17 protein-coding genes and 3 pseudogenes are annotated in these 18,251 nt (G+C 37.4%); 2 read left to right on the top strand and 18 right to left on the bottom strand.

All coding sequences use genetic code 11. The annotated features are described in order from the left end of the window. Nucleotides 1–915: 915 nt before the first annotated feature. From fabG to AAZO_RS42350, 5 genes and pseudogenes are all read right to left on the bottom strand, one after another. A complete protein-coding gene (fabG, locus tag AAZO_RS07120; RefSeq protein ID WP_013190717.1) occupies nt 916–1,611 on the bottom strand; it encodes a 3-oxoacyl-ACP reductase FabG in 696 nt (231 codons plus the stop codon). A 59-nt stretch (nt 1,612–1,670) separates the two neighbouring features. After that, nucleotides 1,671–2,213, bottom strand: a complete 543-nt coding sequence (locus tag AAZO_RS07125) for a DUF2231 domain-containing protein (RefSeq protein ID WP_013190718.1) — start codon at nt 2,211–2,213, stop codon at nt 1,671–1,673. Between the two features lie 188 nt (nt 2,214–2,401). Then, the gene (locus AAZO_RS42340) at nt 2,402–2,620 is read right to left on the bottom strand and encodes a hypothetical protein (protein ID WP_338027074.1); all 219 of its coding nucleotides are present in this window, start codon (nt 2,618–2,620) and stop codon (nt 2,402–2,404) included. A gap of 12 nt (nt 2,621–2,632) precedes the next feature. Further along, a pseudogene (locus tag AAZO_RS42345) lies at nt 2,633–2,827 on the bottom strand (LmeA family phospholipid-binding protein); the annotation flags it as partial. Nucleotides 2,828–2,839: 12 nt separating this feature from the next. Further along, nucleotides 2,840–2,968 carry a hypothetical protein gene (locus AAZO_RS42350; RefSeq protein WP_338027075.1) on the bottom strand — a complete coding sequence of 43 codons (129 nt, stop codon included), beginning with the start codon at nt 2,966–2,968 and terminating at the stop codon, nt 2,840–2,842. Between the two features lie 270 nt (nt 2,969–3,238). Here AAZO_RS42350 and AAZO_RS07135 point away from each other — a divergent pair, with 270 nt between their 5' ends. Continuing rightward, on the top strand, nt 3,239–4,294 hold the full coding sequence (locus tag AAZO_RS07135) for a hemerythrin domain-containing protein (protein WP_013190719.1): 1,056 nt from the start codon (nt 3,239–3,241) through the stop codon (nt 4,292–4,294). A gap of 891 nt (nt 4,295–5,185) precedes the next feature. Here the strand turns inward: AAZO_RS07135 and AAZO_RS07140 are convergent. The 13 genes and pseudogenes from AAZO_RS07140 to AAZO_RS07175 all read right to left on the bottom strand — a co-directional run bounded on the left by AAZO_RS07140 (nt 5,186) and on the right by AAZO_RS07175 (nt 17,059). Beyond that, nucleotides 5,186–6,376, bottom strand: a complete 1,191-nt coding sequence (locus tag AAZO_RS07140) for a M20 family metallopeptidase (protein WP_013190720.1) — start codon at nt 6,374–6,376, stop codon at nt 5,186–5,188. Between the two features lie 790 nt (nt 6,377–7,166). After that, nucleotides 7,167–8,864 carry a serine/threonine-protein kinase gene (locus AAZO_RS07145; protein ID WP_013190722.1) on the bottom strand — a complete coding sequence of 566 codons (1,698 nt, stop codon included), beginning with the start codon at nt 8,862–8,864 and terminating at the stop codon, nt 7,167–7,169. Between the two features lie 581 nt (nt 8,865–9,445). Next, on the bottom strand, nt 9,446–9,787 hold the full coding sequence (locus AAZO_RS26150; protein WP_081462725.1) for a response regulator: 342 nt from the start codon (nt 9,785–9,787) through the stop codon (nt 9,446–9,448). 6 nt (nt 9,788–9,793) lie between these two features. Next, entirely contained in the window at nt 9,794–10,048 is a 255-nt protein-coding gene (locus AAZO_RS26155) for a hybrid sensor histidine kinase/response regulator (RefSeq protein WP_049790604.1), read from the bottom strand. Between the two features lie 93 nt (nt 10,049–10,141). Then, entirely contained in the window at nt 10,142–10,555 is a 414-nt protein-coding gene (locus AAZO_RS26160; RefSeq protein ID WP_049790605.1) for a sensor histidine kinase, read from the bottom strand. A gap of 8 nt (nt 10,556–10,563) precedes the next feature. Continuing rightward, a pseudogene (locus tag AAZO_RS43470) lies at nt 10,564–10,650 on the bottom strand (histidine kinase dimerization/phospho-acceptor domain-containing protein); the annotation flags it as partial. A gap of 440 nt (nt 10,651–11,090) precedes the next feature. After that, nucleotides 11,091–11,558 carry a PAS domain S-box protein gene (locus AAZO_RS07155; protein WP_041639623.1) on the bottom strand — a complete coding sequence of 156 codons (468 nt, stop codon included), beginning with the start codon at nt 11,556–11,558 and terminating at the stop codon, nt 11,091–11,093. A gap of 289 nt (nt 11,559–11,847) precedes the next feature. Beyond that, entirely contained in the window at nt 11,848–12,087 is a 240-nt protein-coding gene (locus AAZO_RS26165) for a GAF domain-containing protein (RefSeq protein WP_049790606.1), read from the bottom strand. Between the two features lie 6 nt (nt 12,088–12,093). Further along, nucleotides 12,094–12,588: a CBS domain-containing protein gene (locus tag AAZO_RS26170; RefSeq protein ID WP_049790607.1), complete on the bottom strand. Its 495-nt coding sequence runs from the start codon at nt 12,586–12,588 to the stop codon at nt 12,094–12,096. A gap of 3 nt (nt 12,589–12,591) precedes the next feature. Beyond that, nucleotides 12,592–13,263 carry a CBS domain-containing protein gene (locus tag AAZO_RS26175; protein ID WP_049790608.1) on the bottom strand — a complete coding sequence of 224 codons (672 nt, stop codon included), beginning with the start codon at nt 13,261–13,263 and terminating at the stop codon, nt 12,592–12,594. Between the two features lie 709 nt (nt 13,264–13,972). Further along, complete coding sequence (locus AAZO_RS07165; protein ID WP_013190723.1) at nt 13,973–15,709, bottom strand: ABC transporter ATP-binding protein; 1,737 nt, start codon at nt 15,707–15,709, stop codon at nt 13,973–13,975. Between the two features lie 160 nt (nt 15,710–15,869). Next, a pseudogene (locus tag AAZO_RS07170) lies at nt 15,870–16,389 on the bottom strand (exopolysaccharide biosynthesis protein); the annotation flags it as partial. A gap of 64 nt (nt 16,390–16,453) precedes the next feature. After that, nucleotides 16,454–17,059 carry a DedA family protein gene (locus AAZO_RS07175; RefSeq protein WP_013190724.1) on the bottom strand — a complete coding sequence of 202 codons (606 nt, stop codon included), beginning with the start codon at nt 17,057–17,059 and terminating at the stop codon, nt 16,454–16,456. Nucleotides 17,060–17,186: 127 nt separating this feature from the next. Here AAZO_RS07175 and AAZO_RS07180 point away from each other — a divergent pair, with 127 nt between their 5' ends. Further along, nucleotides 17,187–17,969 (top strand): ABC transporter permease, encoded by a 783-nt coding sequence (locus AAZO_RS07180; protein WP_013190725.1) that lies wholly within the window; start codon nt 17,187–17,189, stop codon nt 17,967–17,969. The last annotated feature ends 282 nt before the right edge of the window (nt 17,970–18,251 follow it).

Raw genomic sequence — 18,251 nt, forward strand, 5'->3', positions numbered from 1 at the left:
CTGAAAATATTAGCCAAACTAATTCAGTTCTGTCTTCCAGTATTTTTTTTAGTCAGTATTTCTTTTTCACCAGATGAGAGATTCTTAGGTAATATTCACCAGATAAGAGATTCTGGGGTAATATTGGTTTCTGGATACCTATCTTGATAAAGTAAAATTCAAAATTCCTTTTCATCAAATCTTTTTTCTGTATGGTTAAATACTTCATTTATGATATCAATAAATATTTTTTATGCTCATAGATAGCTTCAATTTTAGCTAATTGATTTAGTCTTTCTTCTCTGTCATCTTCTTTAAATACTCCTTCTAATTGATTTTATAAATCTCTTTGATAAGTAACGAATTCTAGTTTTAACTTATCCAGTTGGTAATCAAGTAATATGAGAGTTGCATCTAGATCAAAAGTATTAATGAATGATGTAGTTAATCTGTAATTCATGCCTTCTTTATTTCCTGTAATACTTCTGTTTTCACTATCAACTCTGATGACAATATCGTCTTCTAAAGCGATGGATCAAATAAACTCAAATTAAATTGACTGTCTTCAATCGGTAATATTGCTTCGTTCAGCATTTATAGTATTGTTGATCTCCCTGAACCATTTTTATTTTACCAATCAAAAGATTTACGTCTTGATTGAGTGTCCATGAAGAATGATTTCCCCAGAAATTTTTAATTTCAACTTTTCTTATATACATGAATTTTTACTTTATGATAGGATTGCAAACTTTGCTAATAAACTTCAGTAAGTCTTATTCTACAACTTGCGCTAAATCCTCATTGTCAATGAGAGATTATACCAAATGCTCTGGCAATGTCAGCCGAAATTGATATTATTCTACTATTCAACAACAAAAAATACCCATGCAGTTATTTATCTGGGTGGGTTATTAAATAAAATCTGCAATTAAATCATCAAATATTCCCGTAAACAGGAACTGCTGCGGCACGTACATCTTTAGCTGCTTCTGAAGCTAAAAAGCAGCTAAATTGAGCGATAGATTCCGGTTTTACCCATTTATCTGCATTGTCTGCACCCATCTCTTCCCGGTTGGTGGGGGTGTCAATGAAATTAGGGAGGACACTATTAGCGGTGATGTTAGTTCCTTTGGTTTCGTCTGCGATCACTTTCGTTAAAGCTATCACACCAGCCTTAGCCGCAGAGTAAGCCGCTAGTTGTCCCGCAGGTTCAGCACCAGCACGAGAACTCACAGTAACAATACGTCCATAGCCATTTTCTAACATACTTTTGAGACTATATTTGCAAGTCAAAAAAGTTGTATTCAGATTTAATTCTGATACGCGTTTCCAGTCATAAAAGCTGTATTCGTGAGTCTTACCCATCGAAAACCCACCCACCAAATGAATTAACACATCAACCTTTGTCATCCGGCTGATGAGTTTATCTACAGATGCTTCATCTTCCAAATTAGCAGGAATAAAGTGAATTCTAGCAATATCGGCTGGTGAGATAATTCCTTTGAGACATTCTACATCTTTAGGGCTACGATAAGGAATTGTCACCTCAGCACCTTGGGCTAAAACTGCGGGTGTGACACCTAAAACCAGTCCACCAGTACCACCAGTGAGTAAAACTTGTTTACCTTTCATCAAAAATGCACTCTTTTGATCTTCATAATTTAAGATAGGGCGATCACTTTAAGTTTAAGTTATGGATATCTTTTACTACCTGCACCTACTACACCGATTTTATGACGATAGGAAAGTTCAGCACCAAACCACCCGGTAATGCTAGTTAATGTCCCCACAATCAGGGAAAGTAACAAACCCCAAGGTAGTATAGGTGACTCAGGATCACCCCAACGCAGGATGAAATTGAGGGCCGTGAAAACTAGAATAGAAATGTTCACAATCAAATGTACCCAGCCTGCGGTACGTTTGCGAACTCTTTCAATTTGTAAAAAATCGCTCATGCCAATTACTGAAGCGATGATACCAGTAACTAAACCTAGTCCTATTAACCACAGAGAAGCCCTAGCCCAGAAGAAATCTCCTGTTAACCAATAGCCAAAGTCACTACCTAAAGCTGCGGCTAAAAAGGCGATAGGAAAGATGATACTGAGGGGATGTAGGGGATGTCCAGCGATGGCCACTGTGCTGGGTACACCACTATCTAGATACTCTCTATCGTCGCTTTCAATAACTGGTGGGACATTGGGAAATGGTGTCGAATTTCGTTCTGTAGTTTCCATTCTTTCACATCCTCTGATTCAGCAGTAGGAATTTTATGAACATCAGCCTCAGCTTGTAAGGTTAATTTGCCTTTTTCTAACTCTAATTTATAGACTCGTAGACTCATTCGTCCTAAATCAAAGTTGCTCAAATTCAAAATTTCACCTGTTTCTGCTATCAAAGCTTGTGTTAATTCTGGTTAAATTTGTTAACTTTTCCCATCCTCAACATTTTCCAAAGAAATGTTTTTACCATTAGCACTAATAGAAGGAACTGCGGAAAAGCCAACTTGTTTAATTTTACCAGTTACTCTTAATAAGATGCTGGTATTGAGGATAACTTTACCCTCACCAGGTAGATGAAAATCTATGTATTGGGGCGTAATCGGTGTTTCTTGACTATTGACAGTGATTTGGTGATTTTGCAATTTATCCCGGACCTATTCTGAATTAAACGCTCGATTAATATCCGCTTCTGTTAAAACAACTTCAGCTTTCCCTATTGTTGGTTTTGTCAGTTCAATTGTCCCGAGAGCAACACCTATAAGACTAATAGCAACGCTGGTAATTTGCATTTCTTCTGTCATGCGGAGGTCTTTTCGGATGACCAAACCCTCACGAGCAATGTGTACTTTTTCAAGTTCTCCCTAAATCAGTTTGAGTGCTTCAGTTTTAATGCTGGCTTCTAAATTTTCTACTTCATCCAATTGGCTAGATAATCCTATTTCAGCGGCTTTCTTCAGTGCTTTTTCTCCTATCCCTGGTGTGTCTGCCATTATGAGCTAATTTGTTAACTCTCTTTGAGACATTTTATAAAATAAACTATAATAATTTATCTCTCCTTAGAGAGATAAGGAAATAAAAATCCTTATAACCTAAAGTAGTAGAAGTCAACATAATTAACAGCTATTTTTTTTGTAATCATTTATAGTTTTATATCCTGAGTTATGAAGGTAATCGTTCAAAAGAAAGATGCAAATTATCTCATTCTTATGCGAACCTGGGATTGGTAATAAATACGATTACTTTGGCTAGGAGAACTCAGAATGGTTGTAACTTTAGATGATACCAGACGAAACGCTATAGCAGTAAAATTAGCAGATATGAAATTACTGCAACAGTTGCTTATTGATAATGACGAACGATTTTTGAGAGAATGTACAGATGGAGAAATTGCTGATAGTCTCCGCAGAATGCTAGATGATGATCGCAAAAATCTAGCCATTCTTGATACTGTATTGGTTCAATATGGCATCCACAAAGATGCAGATTCAACTGCACAAGAAGTGGTACAAATAGTTCGCCAATTCATGGAAGGTAATGAATTAAGTTTCTTTGAAAAAGTATTTCAGCATGAGTTATTGAAACATCAACAAGTAATGAATGGTCTGACAATTCATAAAGCTGTACAGAAAGTTGGTGCTGATGTCATGGCTGCAATTGGCCCTTTAAATACGATCAATTTTGAAAACCGCGCTCATCAAGAACAACTGAAAGGAATTTTAGAAATTTTGGGTGTGCGGGAATTGACTGGACAAGATGCAGACCAAGGAATTTGGTCTAGAGTTCAAGATGCGATCGCAGCTATTAGTGGTGCTGTAGGTAGTGCTGTCACCCAAACTTCTGACAAACAGGATATGAATATCCAAGATATTCTGCGTATGGATCACAATAAGGTAAATATCTTGTTTACAGAATTACTACAAAGCGATAACCCTCAAAAAATTCAAGAATATTTTGGACAAATCTTTAAGGATCTCAGTGCCCATGCAGGTGCGGAAGAGGAAGTTGTCTATCCTACAGTACGTCCTTTTTACGGTGAAGAGAATACTCAAGAATTATATAATGAACAAGCCCGCTGGGGTCCAGCACTTGAGCAATTGAGAACTATTAGCCCTTCTGTACCTGAATTCAAAGACAGAATTAGACAAATATGGGATGAAATTGGTGACCATATTCGCCAAGAAGAAAGCACAATGTTTGCGTCTATTCGCAACAATATGAGTAGTCGAGAAGCTGAGGAATTAGCTACACAATTCAAAGCTGCTAAGGGCAGAATTCAAGAAAGAATGGGAGGGACTAGAACAGAAGCAACTGTCTAGAATTTATCAGAAAATCATATCCCCGACTTCTATAAAAAATCGGGGATATTGTTGTTCATTATTTGATTCACCCAATACCTAACATTCGATTAACTTGTGCTGATTGTAATGGTTTTCGTTCTATGTGTTGAAAACATTGAACTTTATGTAGGTATGTAGAGGCGGTTTTAAAACTAGTGAGATTCAGTCAAACCATATCTTCATACACGCAATCTTGAGGAATCTTAATATCTAAAACTAATTCTTATAGTTTATTTTGTTCAATCACAAATTCTCAGATTTTTTAGAAAAACTTCTCGTCTCTTAGAAGGCACAGTTAATAAATACCAATTATTATTAATTAATAGGTTGTGGTGATGATTCTAGACTTTCTATTGGTGGCATGATTAATAGAGATGAGGTTTTTATTGTCCAATCCTGCTCCGGTTTGTCTTGTTCCGTTGTCATTAAGTGTTTCGTAAATAATTTCTTGTGCCATGTTTTTCAGCTGGAGATAATTTATTGCAGTAGATGAGGTTAGAGTAAAGCAATAACGCAACCTCTACAACATCACATATTTATAAATAAATTCTCAACGCATAAAATTAATTAATATCTTTGTTGTTGAGGCTGAATGTCCAGCAAGTGTATTACAATCATACCTGATTACAACTCAATGCTGGAAAAGGCATTTATTTTAAGTAAGTGGGTGTTAAAAATTGTCGTTATGACAAAAGAGGTGAACCAGCGCGGTCTTGGGAAGCAGCTGCGGTGGAAGGGTTTCCGGGCATAAACTAAGTAGCGTGGTTTCGCCCATGTAGGCACTTCGCCTTCCCGAAGGGCAAAAGGCACTCATGGAAGAGTGAAGAGGTTTTCAGACTAATTGACATTTTGTTACATACTTTTGTTTTTTCACGTCGTTCTACTTATTTTCCAGTATTTATAAGCCGCATAAGCCAAGGTCACAACCCCGGTAACAATTGCAGATTCATCAACTTCAAATTGGGGATGATGTAGAGGATGATTAATGCTGCGATCTTGGTAGCCTACACCCAAACGAAACATGGAACCGGGAGCGTGTTCTAAATACACGGAAAAATCTTCAGCCCCAAGGGAAGGTTCTGGTAAAACTTGAATGCGATCAGTTGTCCAAGCTTCTTCTGCGGATGACTGCAATAATTTTGTTAGCGCGTAATCATTTTGTACACTGGGTACACCTTGACGATAATTAACTTGATATTTTGCACCGTAAGAATTGCAAACATTAGCAACAATATTTTCAATCCAACTTGGCAGTTGAGTGCGAGTTTCTGGATGGAGCGATCGCACCGTACCTAATAACTGTACTTGATCAGCAATTATATTTGGCGCTCTCCCACCATGAATCTTACCAATACTCAACACCACTGGACGCAAAGGATTTTGAGTGCGGCTAATAGCTTGTTGCAATGAAGTAATAACTTGGCAAGCAATCCAAATCGCATCAATAGCTTCATGGGGACGCGCACCATGTCCAGACTCACCAATAATCATAATCTCCAAATCATCTGCTGCTGCTGTCAATGCACCATAACGAATCCCAACATAACCAGCAGGAATAGAAGGAAAAACATGAACACCTAAAATTGCCGAAACATGGTTCATCACCCCATCTTTTACCATCCAGCTTGCACCTTGGGCAATTTCTTCTGCTGGCTGAAATAAAAATCTGATTTTCCCCCCCAACTCCTCTGCTATTTGGGAAAGCACCATTGCCGTACCTAACCCTATAGTAGTATGAGCATCATGTCCACAAGCGTGCATTACCCCCATATTGCGAGAAGCATATTCCAATCCACTACGTTCTTGAATTGGCAATGCATCCATATCTGTGCGAATTGCCAACACCTTTTCATTGTGCTGAGTTCCTTGTAATTCACCAATAACACCAGTTTTCCCAACTCCTTCTACCACGTGCAACCCGCTAGAAGACAACACACCAGCAACAAAAGCAGCCGTTTGATACTCTTGTCCGCTGAGTTCTGGGTGAGAGTGAATATGGCGGCGAATCTCCAGTAAGCGGGGTGCTAGGTTGGTAGCTAAGTCTTTAATCCGGGTCAGCATGGAATTGATTATAGTTAATAAGTGTTGTTCCCATGATAGATAAGTGTTAATTAGGAAAATGCTCTTCCTGACCTAAGAAGCAGGGTAATACCATTTCACGAGAACCCTGATACATAGGGTTTGCTGATAGCGTAGCATGGCGTTAAGCCATAGAAACGGAAAACCTGGATAAATCAATAGTTTAAGGGTTATTTAAGGTGGATAAGATGCAGGAAATAAGCCTTGATACCATGAAAACTCAAACACTTTTTCAGATTCTAGATGATTCTAAATCCTCCTCTTCTTCCTCCTAAGTCCTGACTCCTGATTCCTAATCGTCACGAACAACTTTTTCAGCAAGCTCTACATATCACTTCAGGAATTATGAAGAAGATATAAAATTTCTGAAAATTATAACGGCAAGACTAGCCAAAGCCAAATAAATGATATAAAATTTATTTTAGTTAACTATACCGAAAGATTTATAGACTACCAAATATGTGATCCCCCTAGCTTAAAGAAAAAACAGCTAGGGGGATCTTGTTTTAACCGTCATTAGTTGTAGGGGTTGAAAAGGTGAATAAGGTGCAAGGAATAAGCCTTGAAACCATCACAAACCGATTGCCTGAGGCACTAGCGATAGCGTGGCGTGGCGTGGCGTGGCGTAGCGTGGCGTAGCGTGGCGTAGCGTAGCGTGGCGTAAGCCATAGCCAATCAATCACTTTCCCAGATTCGAGACTATTCTTACCTCCTTCTAATTCTCCCTCCTGACTCCTAGCCCTTAGGAAAAGACTTTTTCCGCAAACCCTAATTATCGCCATCCCAACCAACGCAAACAAGGGACAATAAGGTAATAACTTAACCCTAAACAAAGACTGATTAAAATACCTATAAAACCAAAAAAAGCAATAGGTGAAAATAACTCTAAAAAGCTTGGTTGATTGGAAAAATGGATAAAGGAGATTTTTAACCCTAGATGTATTAAAGCTGCGATGATGTTGGCACTACCAAAGGCAGCTATCAAAGTGTAAGCTAGGGAATGGGTGCGAAGACCTAAACCCAGAGTTAGCAGGGAAATTGACACCAGCATCCATGGAACTAAACCCTCTGCACTATTATGTGGTTTGATAAATTGCCAAATTATCCAACCTAAACTATAGCCAATTAAACCCATGAAAGCTGATACTAAAAATCGTCTTTTTTGACCAAAACTTCCAGATAGAGTAATTCCCCAAGCAGTTCCCAAACCAGTAACTGCATATACTATAATTTCCCTTGCTGAACCAGTTTGGGAATTTTGAATTAATTCGGGTAATTGAAGTGAGATAAATTCTGCAACGAAAGCGCCTAATTTGGTTTGATAAGCCAAAAGAAAACCAGCGATAGTCCCTAAACTAGCACCCATCCCGCCTAAAATCATCGCCCAAATTGTTCCCAGACAAGCTAGTAAGAATTTGAAAATTGCCTGAACTGTGAATAGGGTTGTGTTACCCACAGCTAGGGTAAATTGGGTGACGGTTTGGATAACGGTGTTTTTTAATTGGGTAAATAACCCTGGTTTTGATTCTGCGGGAACAATTTTCAGTAACCTTTCTTGAATGATAGCTGCATGGGCTGGACGCGATCGCACATCCGTCTGTATCATTTCATCTAGTAAATCTGCGAGACGTGGATTAACACTGCACCGATTTCTCCAACGTAATTCTCCAGTAATGGGATCTTCCAACTGTTGGGGATACCTAGCTGTAAGTAATTCAATTATTGTGCGTCCCAAGGCATAAAAATCAGCCGCAGGTCCCACATTACCGCCAATCATTTGTTCTGGTGGACTATACCCAGAAGAAAATAATCGGGTCGAGGGAGAGTGCGATCGTAATATTGCACCACTAAATTGTTTAGCACCACCGAAATCAATCAACACCAATTGTTCCGCTTGTAGAGGTGCAGTAGGTGAAGGAGTACGCAACATTAAATTAGAAGGTTTAATATCCCGATGAATAATTTGGCGTTTATGCAACTCCTGTAAAATCTTCACAGCTTGTGCAAACCAATTTAGCACCAAATGCTCTGGACATCCTTGGGGATAATTTCTACGAATCTCTTCTAAATTATGGCCATAAATTTTTTCCATCACCAGACAAGCTAACTGGTGTGGTTTAGGAACAGTCAAATTGATTTGAAAATACCCATCAGCATCAACTTTGGGAACACCAGTATGATGGAAACTACTTAAAACCTGCGCTTCCTGAATAAATAATTCCAAAGCTTTGGGAGAGTCTTCCACTAACACTTTCAGCACTTTTTCAGTTTGGTTTTTTTCATCCCAAACGGTATAAATTTGGGCGAAACCTCCTGAACCCAAAGGTTGAATTGGGTAATAGCGGTCTAACAAATGTAGCGGTGCACCACAGCTATTACAAAATTTGTTTCCCCAAGGTTGGGGATAGGGACGTTGACAGTTAGGATTTATGCAGTGAACCGCACTCTGATTTATCTGGGACAAAACCACGAAAATACAAAGGCTGGATCGATTTTAGCGTCTATTTTGCCTTTTCTACTTTATAGAACCCAGAAATGCTGATCAAGTGACTATACGACTAGGATAGGAGGTGAAAGTTCCCCCATGAGCATTTCCAGTCCAAAACTAGGAAAAAGGCAATCACCAAAGCTGATTCAAATTTCTGAAAAGCTGATGCCGTATACATTTTGAATTTTGTTGGCGCAGCCTGGTGGAAGCACTATTTTGTTAACGTAGCTCTTCTGAAAGAAGCATTTTGAATTCACAGCTGTACTATATATGATATAGCAATTCTAAATTACTTACAAACACTTTTTATTCTCTCTGTGAATTAGGTTTTCTAGTGTTTGTTACAAAGATGGAAATTGCTCAATTATCTAAGATAGTTGCTCGATATCAAAAGCATGCAAATTAGTTTGCACAGAATCAGCATATTCCAGTAATAACGGATAGTGATACTCCTGTCACCAAGTTCCTAAACGCCGAATAAATTTCTTTATATGCCGTATTTTTAAATTTCTACGTAAACTATTCAATACCATTTATTCTTCCTGTAATTTGATTAATATTTTTTATGGGTAATTAATTGAAATATGCAACAATTCTGGTTCTTCCGAATCAGTAGATAATCTATCTAATTGCTTGGAAGTTCCAAAATTACTCACAGCGTGTAAATGTTTTTTGAGTTCTTGAAGAAGTTGGATACAGCTAATACGTGTAGATAAAAAACCCTGACAAGTTTTCTCAAGTTTATCTTTCTCTTGAGTTTGAGATGAAGCAGTGAGAATAACGATAGGAATATGTTTAGTTCCTTCATGCTGTTTTAGATGTTGTGCTATTTCTTTCCCATCCATAAGACCCATCCTCAACTCTAACAAAATTAAATCGGGATAATGTAATTGAGCTAAATTAATCGTTTGCTATCGATCTTCTACAAGCAAAACTAGATGATGAGTTTTATGGAAATATCCCTGAATTAATTCCCGATTTGATACCACATCATCTACAACTAAAATTCTACTGAGTGCAAACTGGTTTAAATCATCATTTCGGTATGATTCTGCGACTATTTCTATTGAACTATTTGCAGGAGAAATTGCTGGGAAAACAAACGTAAAAATACTACCTTTTGCTAATTCACTTTGGAGTGTGATGATTCCACCCATAATATTCATTAATCACTTAGTGATTGCTAGTCCTAACCCTGTACCATCATATTTGCGACTGCTGTGACCTCAACTTTGAACAAATGCCTCAAGAATACCTTGTTACTGTTCACGAGATATGCCAATACCTGTATCTTCAACAGTAATTTCTAACCAAACTTTTTCTTCTAAGTTTGTACAATAAAGATGAGCGCGGATAGTTATTTGAATGTATCCTTGTTCTGTGAATTTCAAAGCATTGCCGACAACCTTAAAAAGGATTTGTCGCAACCGGACTTCATCAATGTAAATAGTTTGAGGTACGGTATCGTCAATGGTTGAGCGCAAGATTAAATTTCTATGAGTTGTATTTGGGCTAAATATTGGTAAGATTTCTCCAATTAATCCTCTTAAATTGACAGGTTCATAGTGAAGTGCTAACTTACATGATTCAATCTTAGACAAATCAAGAATATCATTAATCACTGCGAATAAAGTTCTGCCACTGGAGGTAATAGCTTGAACATAAGGGGCCATATGAGGTTCTATAACTTCAGATTGTATAAATATGCAAAACCAAGAATGGCATTTATGGGTGTACGAACTTCGTGACTCATATTAGGGAGAAATTCGCTTTTGGCTTGGTTAGCACTTTCAGCTTACCGTTTCGCTTCTTCTAATGCCAAACAAATTTCTCAGCGTCAGTTCTTTCCATCTAGTAGTTTCTTTTTCTAATAAAGTGGCTTGAGCTGGTGCAATTCCCACTTGAGCAGCTATGGCTTCTAATAGTTCAATTTCATCACGTTTCCACTCTCGAATTTGGTGATCCTGGGACCCTGGGTAACTGATACATTGATGTATTCCAATGGAGCCATTGAGTTGTCCTGGCTAGGAAGTACTAACACCTAACATTGATTTGAGATTTGATTTGCAATTTGTGGCACAGTTCAATCACAGGTTGAAATAATAGTTGAGTATAAATATCTGAAATCACTATTGCCTGATCTTGAGCTAACACTGCTTCAACATGAGGATTGTTGGTAACAGGAATTTTTATGTCTTTGATGGGTTTTTAATTTCCATTAAAGTACTCTGCTACTAAAGGCAGAAGAGCTTCTGGTTGAGTAAGATATCTATGAATTACACAACGATGAACTTTCAACCCTTGACTAATTTGAATAGCAGCAGTTTCAAAAATATGCTGAGTTTGCAAATTTTGACGAATTTGCTCAGTGATTTGCTTGACTAGTAGCTCGTTTTCTAATTTCTGTTGTAAGGCTAATTCCACTTGTTTACGCCCAGTAATATCTGTTTGCATTGCTAATGCACCTAGATATTTTCCTATAGTGTCAAAAATAGGTGTAGTAGAAACTATTGCCCACAATTCGGCGCCATCTCGACGGCAAAATTTCAAATCGTGTTGTTCTTGAATACCTTGATGCCGAAGTTCTAAGTGTATTTGGGCTATTTTCTGTTCTTCTATGCGTATAAAATTAAGTAATACTCTTCCCAGCATTTCTTTGACAGAATAACCCAGCATTGCTGACGGGGGTTGATAAAGCTAGTATTGCTTTCTGTATCGAGCATCCAAATTACTTCAGAAGTTGTTTCTACAATGCGTCGATATTGTTCTTCACTTTTTTGGAGTGCAGCTTTTGCTTATTGAAGGTGGACTAACTCTTTTTGTAAGCGTTCATTAGTTGCTTGTAGTTCTATAGTCCGTTCTGCTACCTTGGCTTCAAGTTCGGCATTGATTCTCTGGACTTGGGCAAGTAAAGTGGCTTGTTGAATGGCGGTTGCTACCTGTATTGATAGCTGTTCTAGAAATTCTATTTCGTCAGTTTAGTTTGCCACTCAATCACATCATTACACCTATGAGCAATTAGCAATCCCCAAAGGGAATCATCTACTAAGATTGGTACTACTAAATTGGCTTTGATTTGAAACTCTATTGAAAATTCAATGTGATAAGGACTCAAGTTTGATTGATGAATATCGGCAATAGCCTTAGAAACTTTGTTTTGATCAGAGTGTAGCCAATTCTGTTCGAAACAATTATCTACTACCACTTTATCTCAAATTGACCATTGGGGAATATTTACTGATTCCACAATCACTTCTCCATGCCAGTCAGAGTCAAAATGATAAATAATTACACGCTCAACTTCTAATAATTGACGTACTTCTGTGACTGTTTCATTGAGAATTTCGTCTAAACGCAAAGAGGCACAAATGCCTAAAGCGATATCAGCTAATAGTTGATTGCGTTGAACTTGGGTTTTGAGTTTGGCTTTTTTATTGCTGACTTGTTCTGTTAGATCGGAATTAAGGCGTTTGAGTAAATTGACTTTTTCCGTTTCTAGGTTATGTACTTGCTGTTGTAATAGGGTAATAACTTGGTGAAGTTCTCTGATATCACAAGCTTGTAAAATGCTGCTTTGGGTTAAAATCCCTGCTAGATATCCTTGGTTATCAGCAACAACAGATAGCTGTACATTCTGCTGCTGCACTTTGTGATGAGTTTCCCAAAGTGAATCTTCAGGATTGACTAACAACGGGGGAGAACTCATTACTTATTGGGCTTGTAATTCCCTGAAGTTTATTTCTAGAAGTTGGAGTTGAACAATATCTCGTTCTGTAACAATTCCCACAGGTAGGATTTCTCCAGGTGTGATCGCTCTGCCAATGAGAACAAAACTGAGATAATGAGAATCCATCAGCTGTATTAACTCCAGAACTGTGTGTGTAGGAAGGGCATGAATCACATTTTCTGCCATTACCTCTCTGACATACCGATACTTGAGTAAATCTGCTGGTTGTAGCACACTGCGAAGGCTAGATTCTGTGACTAAACCCACAGGTTGATCCTGTTCGTTGACTATTGGTAAATGACAAATCCTATGCTGACGTAGTAATTGGATCACTTTCATCAGTTCCTGCGCTTCCCATTCTTGGCAGGTAATCAAATTCCTGCTCATGACTTCGGAGACTTTGGTTGTTCTTAAATTGCGTTGTTGTGCAGCTAGTCTCACCAAGTCTCTCTCTGTTAATAAACCAACTAGTTGCTGGTTATTTAATACAAAAGCGCAACTAGTACGAAGGGTATTTGAGTAAGAGACTGTTTCTCCCATTCTACTCGTCATTTGTAGGACATCGATCAGACAGGCATCTGGATTGACTACCACAAAATGACGCTGAATGTATTGATTACCGAAGTCAGACAGTGAGGTTTTTGCAGGTTCCATGATTAAACCTCAACAATTGAGTTCTAAAAGCTTTCGCTGATTGGCACTTTTCTAGTGTTCCCTAAATATTGGTCTAGCCGATAATTACAATTATTAGTAATTAACTAAGCCCATCAGCATTGAAACGCGTATATTTATCTTTTAAGGTAAATAATTATGTAAAAATTAGCAAATCAAAACCATAGGATTTCAATTTTCTTTTTGTAAAAATGACTTATTCTATCAATACATAAATAATCAACATTCATACAGAATTATTACATTTTGCCACAAAGCTCAATAACAGATCAAATGATCCTTTTAAATTTGATATTTCAATGCAAGACTAGTACCGCTGTAAATTCAAAATGCTTCTTTCAAAAGAGCTATGTTAACAAAATAGTGCTTCCACCAGGCTGCGCCAACAAAATTCAAAATGTATACGCCATAAGCTTTTCAGAGATTTCGAATGGTTGGTTTATTTACACCGTACTGTACTAGTAGCGCCGTGAATGAAAACGTAAAAATGAATACGGTGTAAGCATTGCGTATGGATGTGTCATACAGTTTTGTATTTCGGATTGATTCCACGGATAAATCCGGGGGCTTGAAGCATCAAGGAATTTTTGGTAAAAATCAAGTCTCTTGTAAGGTGCGTCAGATGTTGAAAATCTGTTGATATTAACCAATTTCTAGGTTTGACGCATCCTACTAAATATGGCAGTTCTGTTTAAGAAAATTGCTGGGCATAAAACCGCGCATATTTACCTTCTAAGGTTAACAGTTCTTCATGATTTCCTGATTCTACAATTTGTCCTTTTTCTAAAACTAAAATGCGATCGCACTTTCTCACTGTCGATAATCTATGAGCAATAATTAATACCGTGCGCTTTTTCATCAATCTTTCTAAAGCTTCCTGTACCAATGCTTCTGACTCAGAATCTAATGCAGATGTTGCTTCATCAAGTATCAATATTTGCGGGTTTAACAGTACAGCACGTGCAATGGCAATTCGCTGTCTTTGTCCACCAGATAAATTTACACCACGTTCACCTACCCAAGTATTATAACCTTCTGGTAGTTGCTGAATAAATTGATGGGCATTAGCAATTTTTGCTGCTTTATCGACTGCATAAATATCAAAACCTTTTTTTCCAAACGCGATATTTTGAGCAATAGTTCCTGAAAACATAATAGTTTCTTGAGGAACAATGCCAATTTGTTTTCTCAAACTATTTAGTGTAACATCTCGAATATTTACACCATCTATAAAAATTTCCCCAATTTCAGGATCATAAAATCGCGGTAACAGATTTACAAAAGTAGTTTTACCAGCACCAGAAGCACCGACAAGTGCGATCGCTTGTCCTGGCATCACCAATAAATTAATCTTATTTAAGACAATTTCTCCTGGTTTATAAGCAAAAGTCACATTCAAATATTCAATTTTGCCACTAACACTAGGAAGATTGAAAGCATCATCTTTTTCTAACACCGTTGGTTGAATCGCTAATAACTCAAAAACTCGGTCAACTGATGCTTCACCTTCTTTAAATTCATTATAGTTATTAGTCGTATGCCCAATAGGATCAATTAACAAAGCTGCTGCTGCTAAATAACTAAAAAATTCACCTACAGTTAAATTATTTTGAGAAATTTGCCATACTCCCACCATTAGCAAAGATAAGGCACTCAAAGCTTCCAAAAATCCCACAATGGGAATTTGAATCGCTTTTAATTTTTCTGCTGAATATTTAGCCTTTAAACTACGTTCTGCTTCATGGCTAAATCTAGCAATTTCATAGTTTTCTGCTGCAAAAGCTTGAATTAAACGAATACCAGTAAATACTTCTGTTAAAATAGCTGATAAATCGGAAATACGATTTTGACTTTTAAGTGAATATTTACGTAAACGTTCCCCAAACCAACCGATTAAAATTCCCATAATTGGGGCAACAATCACTGTAGCAAGAGTGAGTTGCCAATTCAAATAAATCATGTAGATGGGAATAGCTAGCAACTGCAAAAGACAGGGTACAAAATCATGAAAAAGCTTATTGATAACTTCCCCAACCCTGTCAACATCTTCTGTGAGACGGTAAGATAAATCTCCTGATTTCGCGGTTTCAAAATAACTAAGATTCAGTTTTTGTAAGTGTGCGTAAACCTGTTGACGGAGATGAAAAGCAACCCTTAAAGCTGCACGTGCCATGTATAAGTCCTGTACCGACTGAAAAAAGCCGCGCACAAGAAATACTAAAGCACACATTCCGGTTAATTGGGCGATCACTACTACATTACCCTGTCCAAAGGGAACTGCCAATTTACCCGCTAGATTAATCAGTGTTAAAGTTGCAAATACATATCCTAATATTCCCAGAAACCCCTTAGTGATGGGTTGCCACTGGATGCGAATGTAAGGTAAAAGTTGCCAATAATTAGATCGTGAATTAGAGTGTGTGTCCAAAACTTAAACTTCCACAAAAAATATTTTTTCTTTTTTTCAATTTATCAACTTGCCGTGATAACTTATTACTATTAAGTAGGAAGGCAAAAAAAAACCGTAGACGCACAGCGACTTCTCGGAGAGAAGTATGTAACGAAAAGTAAAATTGACCAAAACCTCTGCCCTCTAAACTAATGGCACCATAATCTTCTGACAAACCAAAGGCAGTTACAAAAATGCCCATTCCTGGTAGAGTGTTGGTCCCTGGGATGGGAATCATCCATGATTGAAATAGCCATGAGAGCGATCACCACCCCAAGAGTGATTCTACCTGGTAAAGTAGTACAAATATAGGATAAACGAGAACGTGCTATTGCTTCAATTCTTCTTAACCAAGGCAGTCTAGCTTTCAGACAACCTTCCACTGTCGTGAGTTGAAGAGGATGGTGCAGCATTTTTTCAGACAACCAAGGAGTTTTAGCACTGGAAATTAACTGTATCGCTAACAGAGAAATCAGCACACCAAAAGGAGTTGAATAACCAGGAGTAGGAACAGGTAAAGCCGAAGGTAGAGATAAAATTACCAGCAAGAAACTAAAAATCCTCTCTCCAGCTAATAATAGAATATCTGCCAGAGTTAGGTTTTCATGTTTTTCTTCTTCAAAAAAATAGCTTTGTAATTCCTTAGACAGTTTAGCCATATATTAATCGTAATCTAACCATTTAGTTGAGCTTATATAACAAAAAGCATAATTATTTCTTTTATCATGATCTCTTGGCTCTATTTTCTTTAATTACATGAATAATTGAAGGTAATAAAGAAACAATAATAATTAAACCAATGATTGGTAATAGATATTTATCTACTTTTTCTGGTGGTAGTGAGTTACCTAAAAAGAAACCTAACATAGTAATACCAAATGTCCAAACAAAACCACCAATCACGTTGTAAGACATGAATGTGCGATAGTGCATAGAACCAATTCCTGCCACAATTGGGGCAAAGGTGCGGATAATTGGGATAAATCTTGCTAAAACAATAGTTTTTTTGCCATTTTTTTCATAAAAAGCTTGAGTCTTAACAATGTGATTTTTATGAAATAACCAAGAATGTTCTTTATCAAATAATTTTCTGCCAAATTTATGGCCAGTAAAATAGCCCACATTATCCCCAAACACAGCACAAACAAACGCACCAAAAATTAGCACCCAAATATTCAGCAATTTTTGAGAAGCAACAAATCCTGCTGTAAATAGTAAACTATCACCAGGGAGAAAAAAACCAATCAGTAAGCCAGATTCAGCAAAGATAATTCCCCATACCCCAAAGTATCCTAGTGATTTAATTAAATCTGGTAAATTAAAGTGCATCAAATCTAACCTGCTCAATAAGTTGTATTCAACATCTTAACGTTCAAAGTTTTCAGAAAATAAAAGTTAATAATAAGATTATATAAAGTTATTTTAGATGTTGTAGATATTAGTTTAAGGGAACAAGATGCAAAGATATATAAAAGTGCTACGATTATTTTGGAGTGCTGCGATCGCCGCAGAAATGGAGTACCGTCTCAACTTCATTATCGCCACCTTCAGCAGTATCAGCAATCTCGCAGGCAGTATTTTTGGGCTATTCTTGTTTTACCGCAACGGTTACACCTTTACTGGTTGGTCATGGTCAGCCGCTTTAATAGTTCTAGGAATATTTACCTTATTGCAAGGCTTTTCTGACACCTTCCTAGCACCCAACTTAAACCACATTGTTCGTTATGTCCAAGAAGGTACTTTAGACTTTGTATTATTAAAACCTATCCGCAGTCAGTTTTGGCTTTCCACTCATACCCTATCACCGTGGGGATTACCAGATTTAATCTTTGGCTGTATCATCATTGGCTATGCAGGTAAAAATCTGGGTTTAGGAATAGACAAATACCTACTTAGTATATTTCCCTTGGGTTGTAGCCTGGTCATTCTTTACAGCCTGTGGTTTATCTTGGTATCTACTACAATTTGGTTTATAAAAATATACAATGTTACTGAAGTATTGCAGGGTTTCTTAGAAGCTGGCAGATATCCGATTGTAGCTTATCCAGCTACTTACCGAGTTTTCTTTACCTTTGTAGTACCAGTGACATTTTTAACCACCGTTCCTGCACAAGCAATGTTAGGACAAGGTAAGTTAACTTGGTTATTTGGTGCAGCCATATTAGCGGTGATATTATTTTTCATTTCTACTTGGTTCTGGCGGTTTGCATTAAGGTTTTATACTAGTGCTTCAAGTTAGTTATAATACTTACAAGTAGTCGTGCAAAATAAATTGTACATTTAGAGGAGGGAACAAGGAAGAGATAAGCAATACAGAGATTTCTGTTTTTACCAAAAATGTTTGATTAATTTTGCCCAGGTACTTATGAGAGTTACAGCAGATTGTAGATCAATGAGGTACAGAATCTAAATTGAGACCTAGACAGCAAGAGAGTTTTACTCCTGACTCCTGCTATAAATGTTGGGTTTCCTTGGGTCAAACGCCATTCGCTTCAAGCCGGGTAATCCGTCCATAGCAATG

The sequence above is a fragment of the 'Nostoc azollae' 0708 genome (assembly GCF_000196515.1).
In the GTDB taxonomy this organism is placed as follows: Bacteria; Cyanobacteriota; Cyanobacteriia; order Cyanobacteriales; family Nostocaceae; genus Trichormus_B; species Trichormus_B azollae.

Bases quoted from the DNA above. Each gene is read 5' to 3' on its own strand.
- AAZO_RS26155 (WP_049790604.1), bottom strand. From the start codon at position 10,048: ATGAATATTATGGGTGGAATCATCACACTCCAAAGTGAATTAGCAAAA.
- AAZO_RS07155 (WP_041639623.1), bottom strand. From the start codon at position 11,558: ATGCTGGGTTATTCTGTCAAAGAAATGCTGGGAAGAGTATTACTTAAT.
- AAZO_RS07140 (WP_013190720.1), bottom strand. From the start codon at position 6,376: ATGCTGACCCGGATTAAAGACTTAGCTACCAACCTAGCACCCCGCTTA.
- AAZO_RS26170 (WP_049790607.1), bottom strand. From the start codon at position 12,588: ATGAGTTCTCCCCCGTTGTTAGTCAATCCTGAAGATTCACTTTGGGAA.
- AAZO_RS07125 (WP_013190718.1), bottom strand. From the start codon at position 2,213: ATGGAAACTACAGAACGAAATTCGACACCATTTCCCAATGTCCCACCA.
- AAZO_RS26175 (WP_049790608.1), bottom strand. From the start codon at position 13,263: ATGGAACCTGCAAAAACCTCACTGTCTGACTTCGGTAATCAATACATT.
- AAZO_RS07180 (WP_013190725.1), top strand. From the start codon at position 17,187: ATGCAAAGATATATAAAAGTGCTACGATTATTTTGGAGTGCTGCGATC.
- fabG (WP_013190717.1), bottom strand. From the start codon at position 1,611: ATGAAAGGTAAACAAGTTTTACTCACTGGTGGTACTGGTGGACTGGTT.
- AAZO_RS07135 (WP_013190719.1), top strand. From the start codon at position 3,239: ATGGTTGTAACTTTAGATGATACCAGACGAAACGCTATAGCAGTAAAA.
- AAZO_RS26160 (WP_049790605.1), bottom strand. From the start codon at position 10,555: ATGGCCCCTTATGTTCAAGCTATTACCTCCAGTGGCAGAACTTTATTC.
- AAZO_RS07175 (WP_013190724.1), bottom strand. From the start codon at position 17,059: ATGCACTTTAATTTACCAGATTTAATTAAATCACTAGGATACTTTGGG.
- AAZO_RS42350 (WP_338027075.1), bottom strand. From the start codon at position 2,968: ATGGCAGACACACCAGGGATAGGAGAAAAAGCACTGAAGAAAGCCGCT.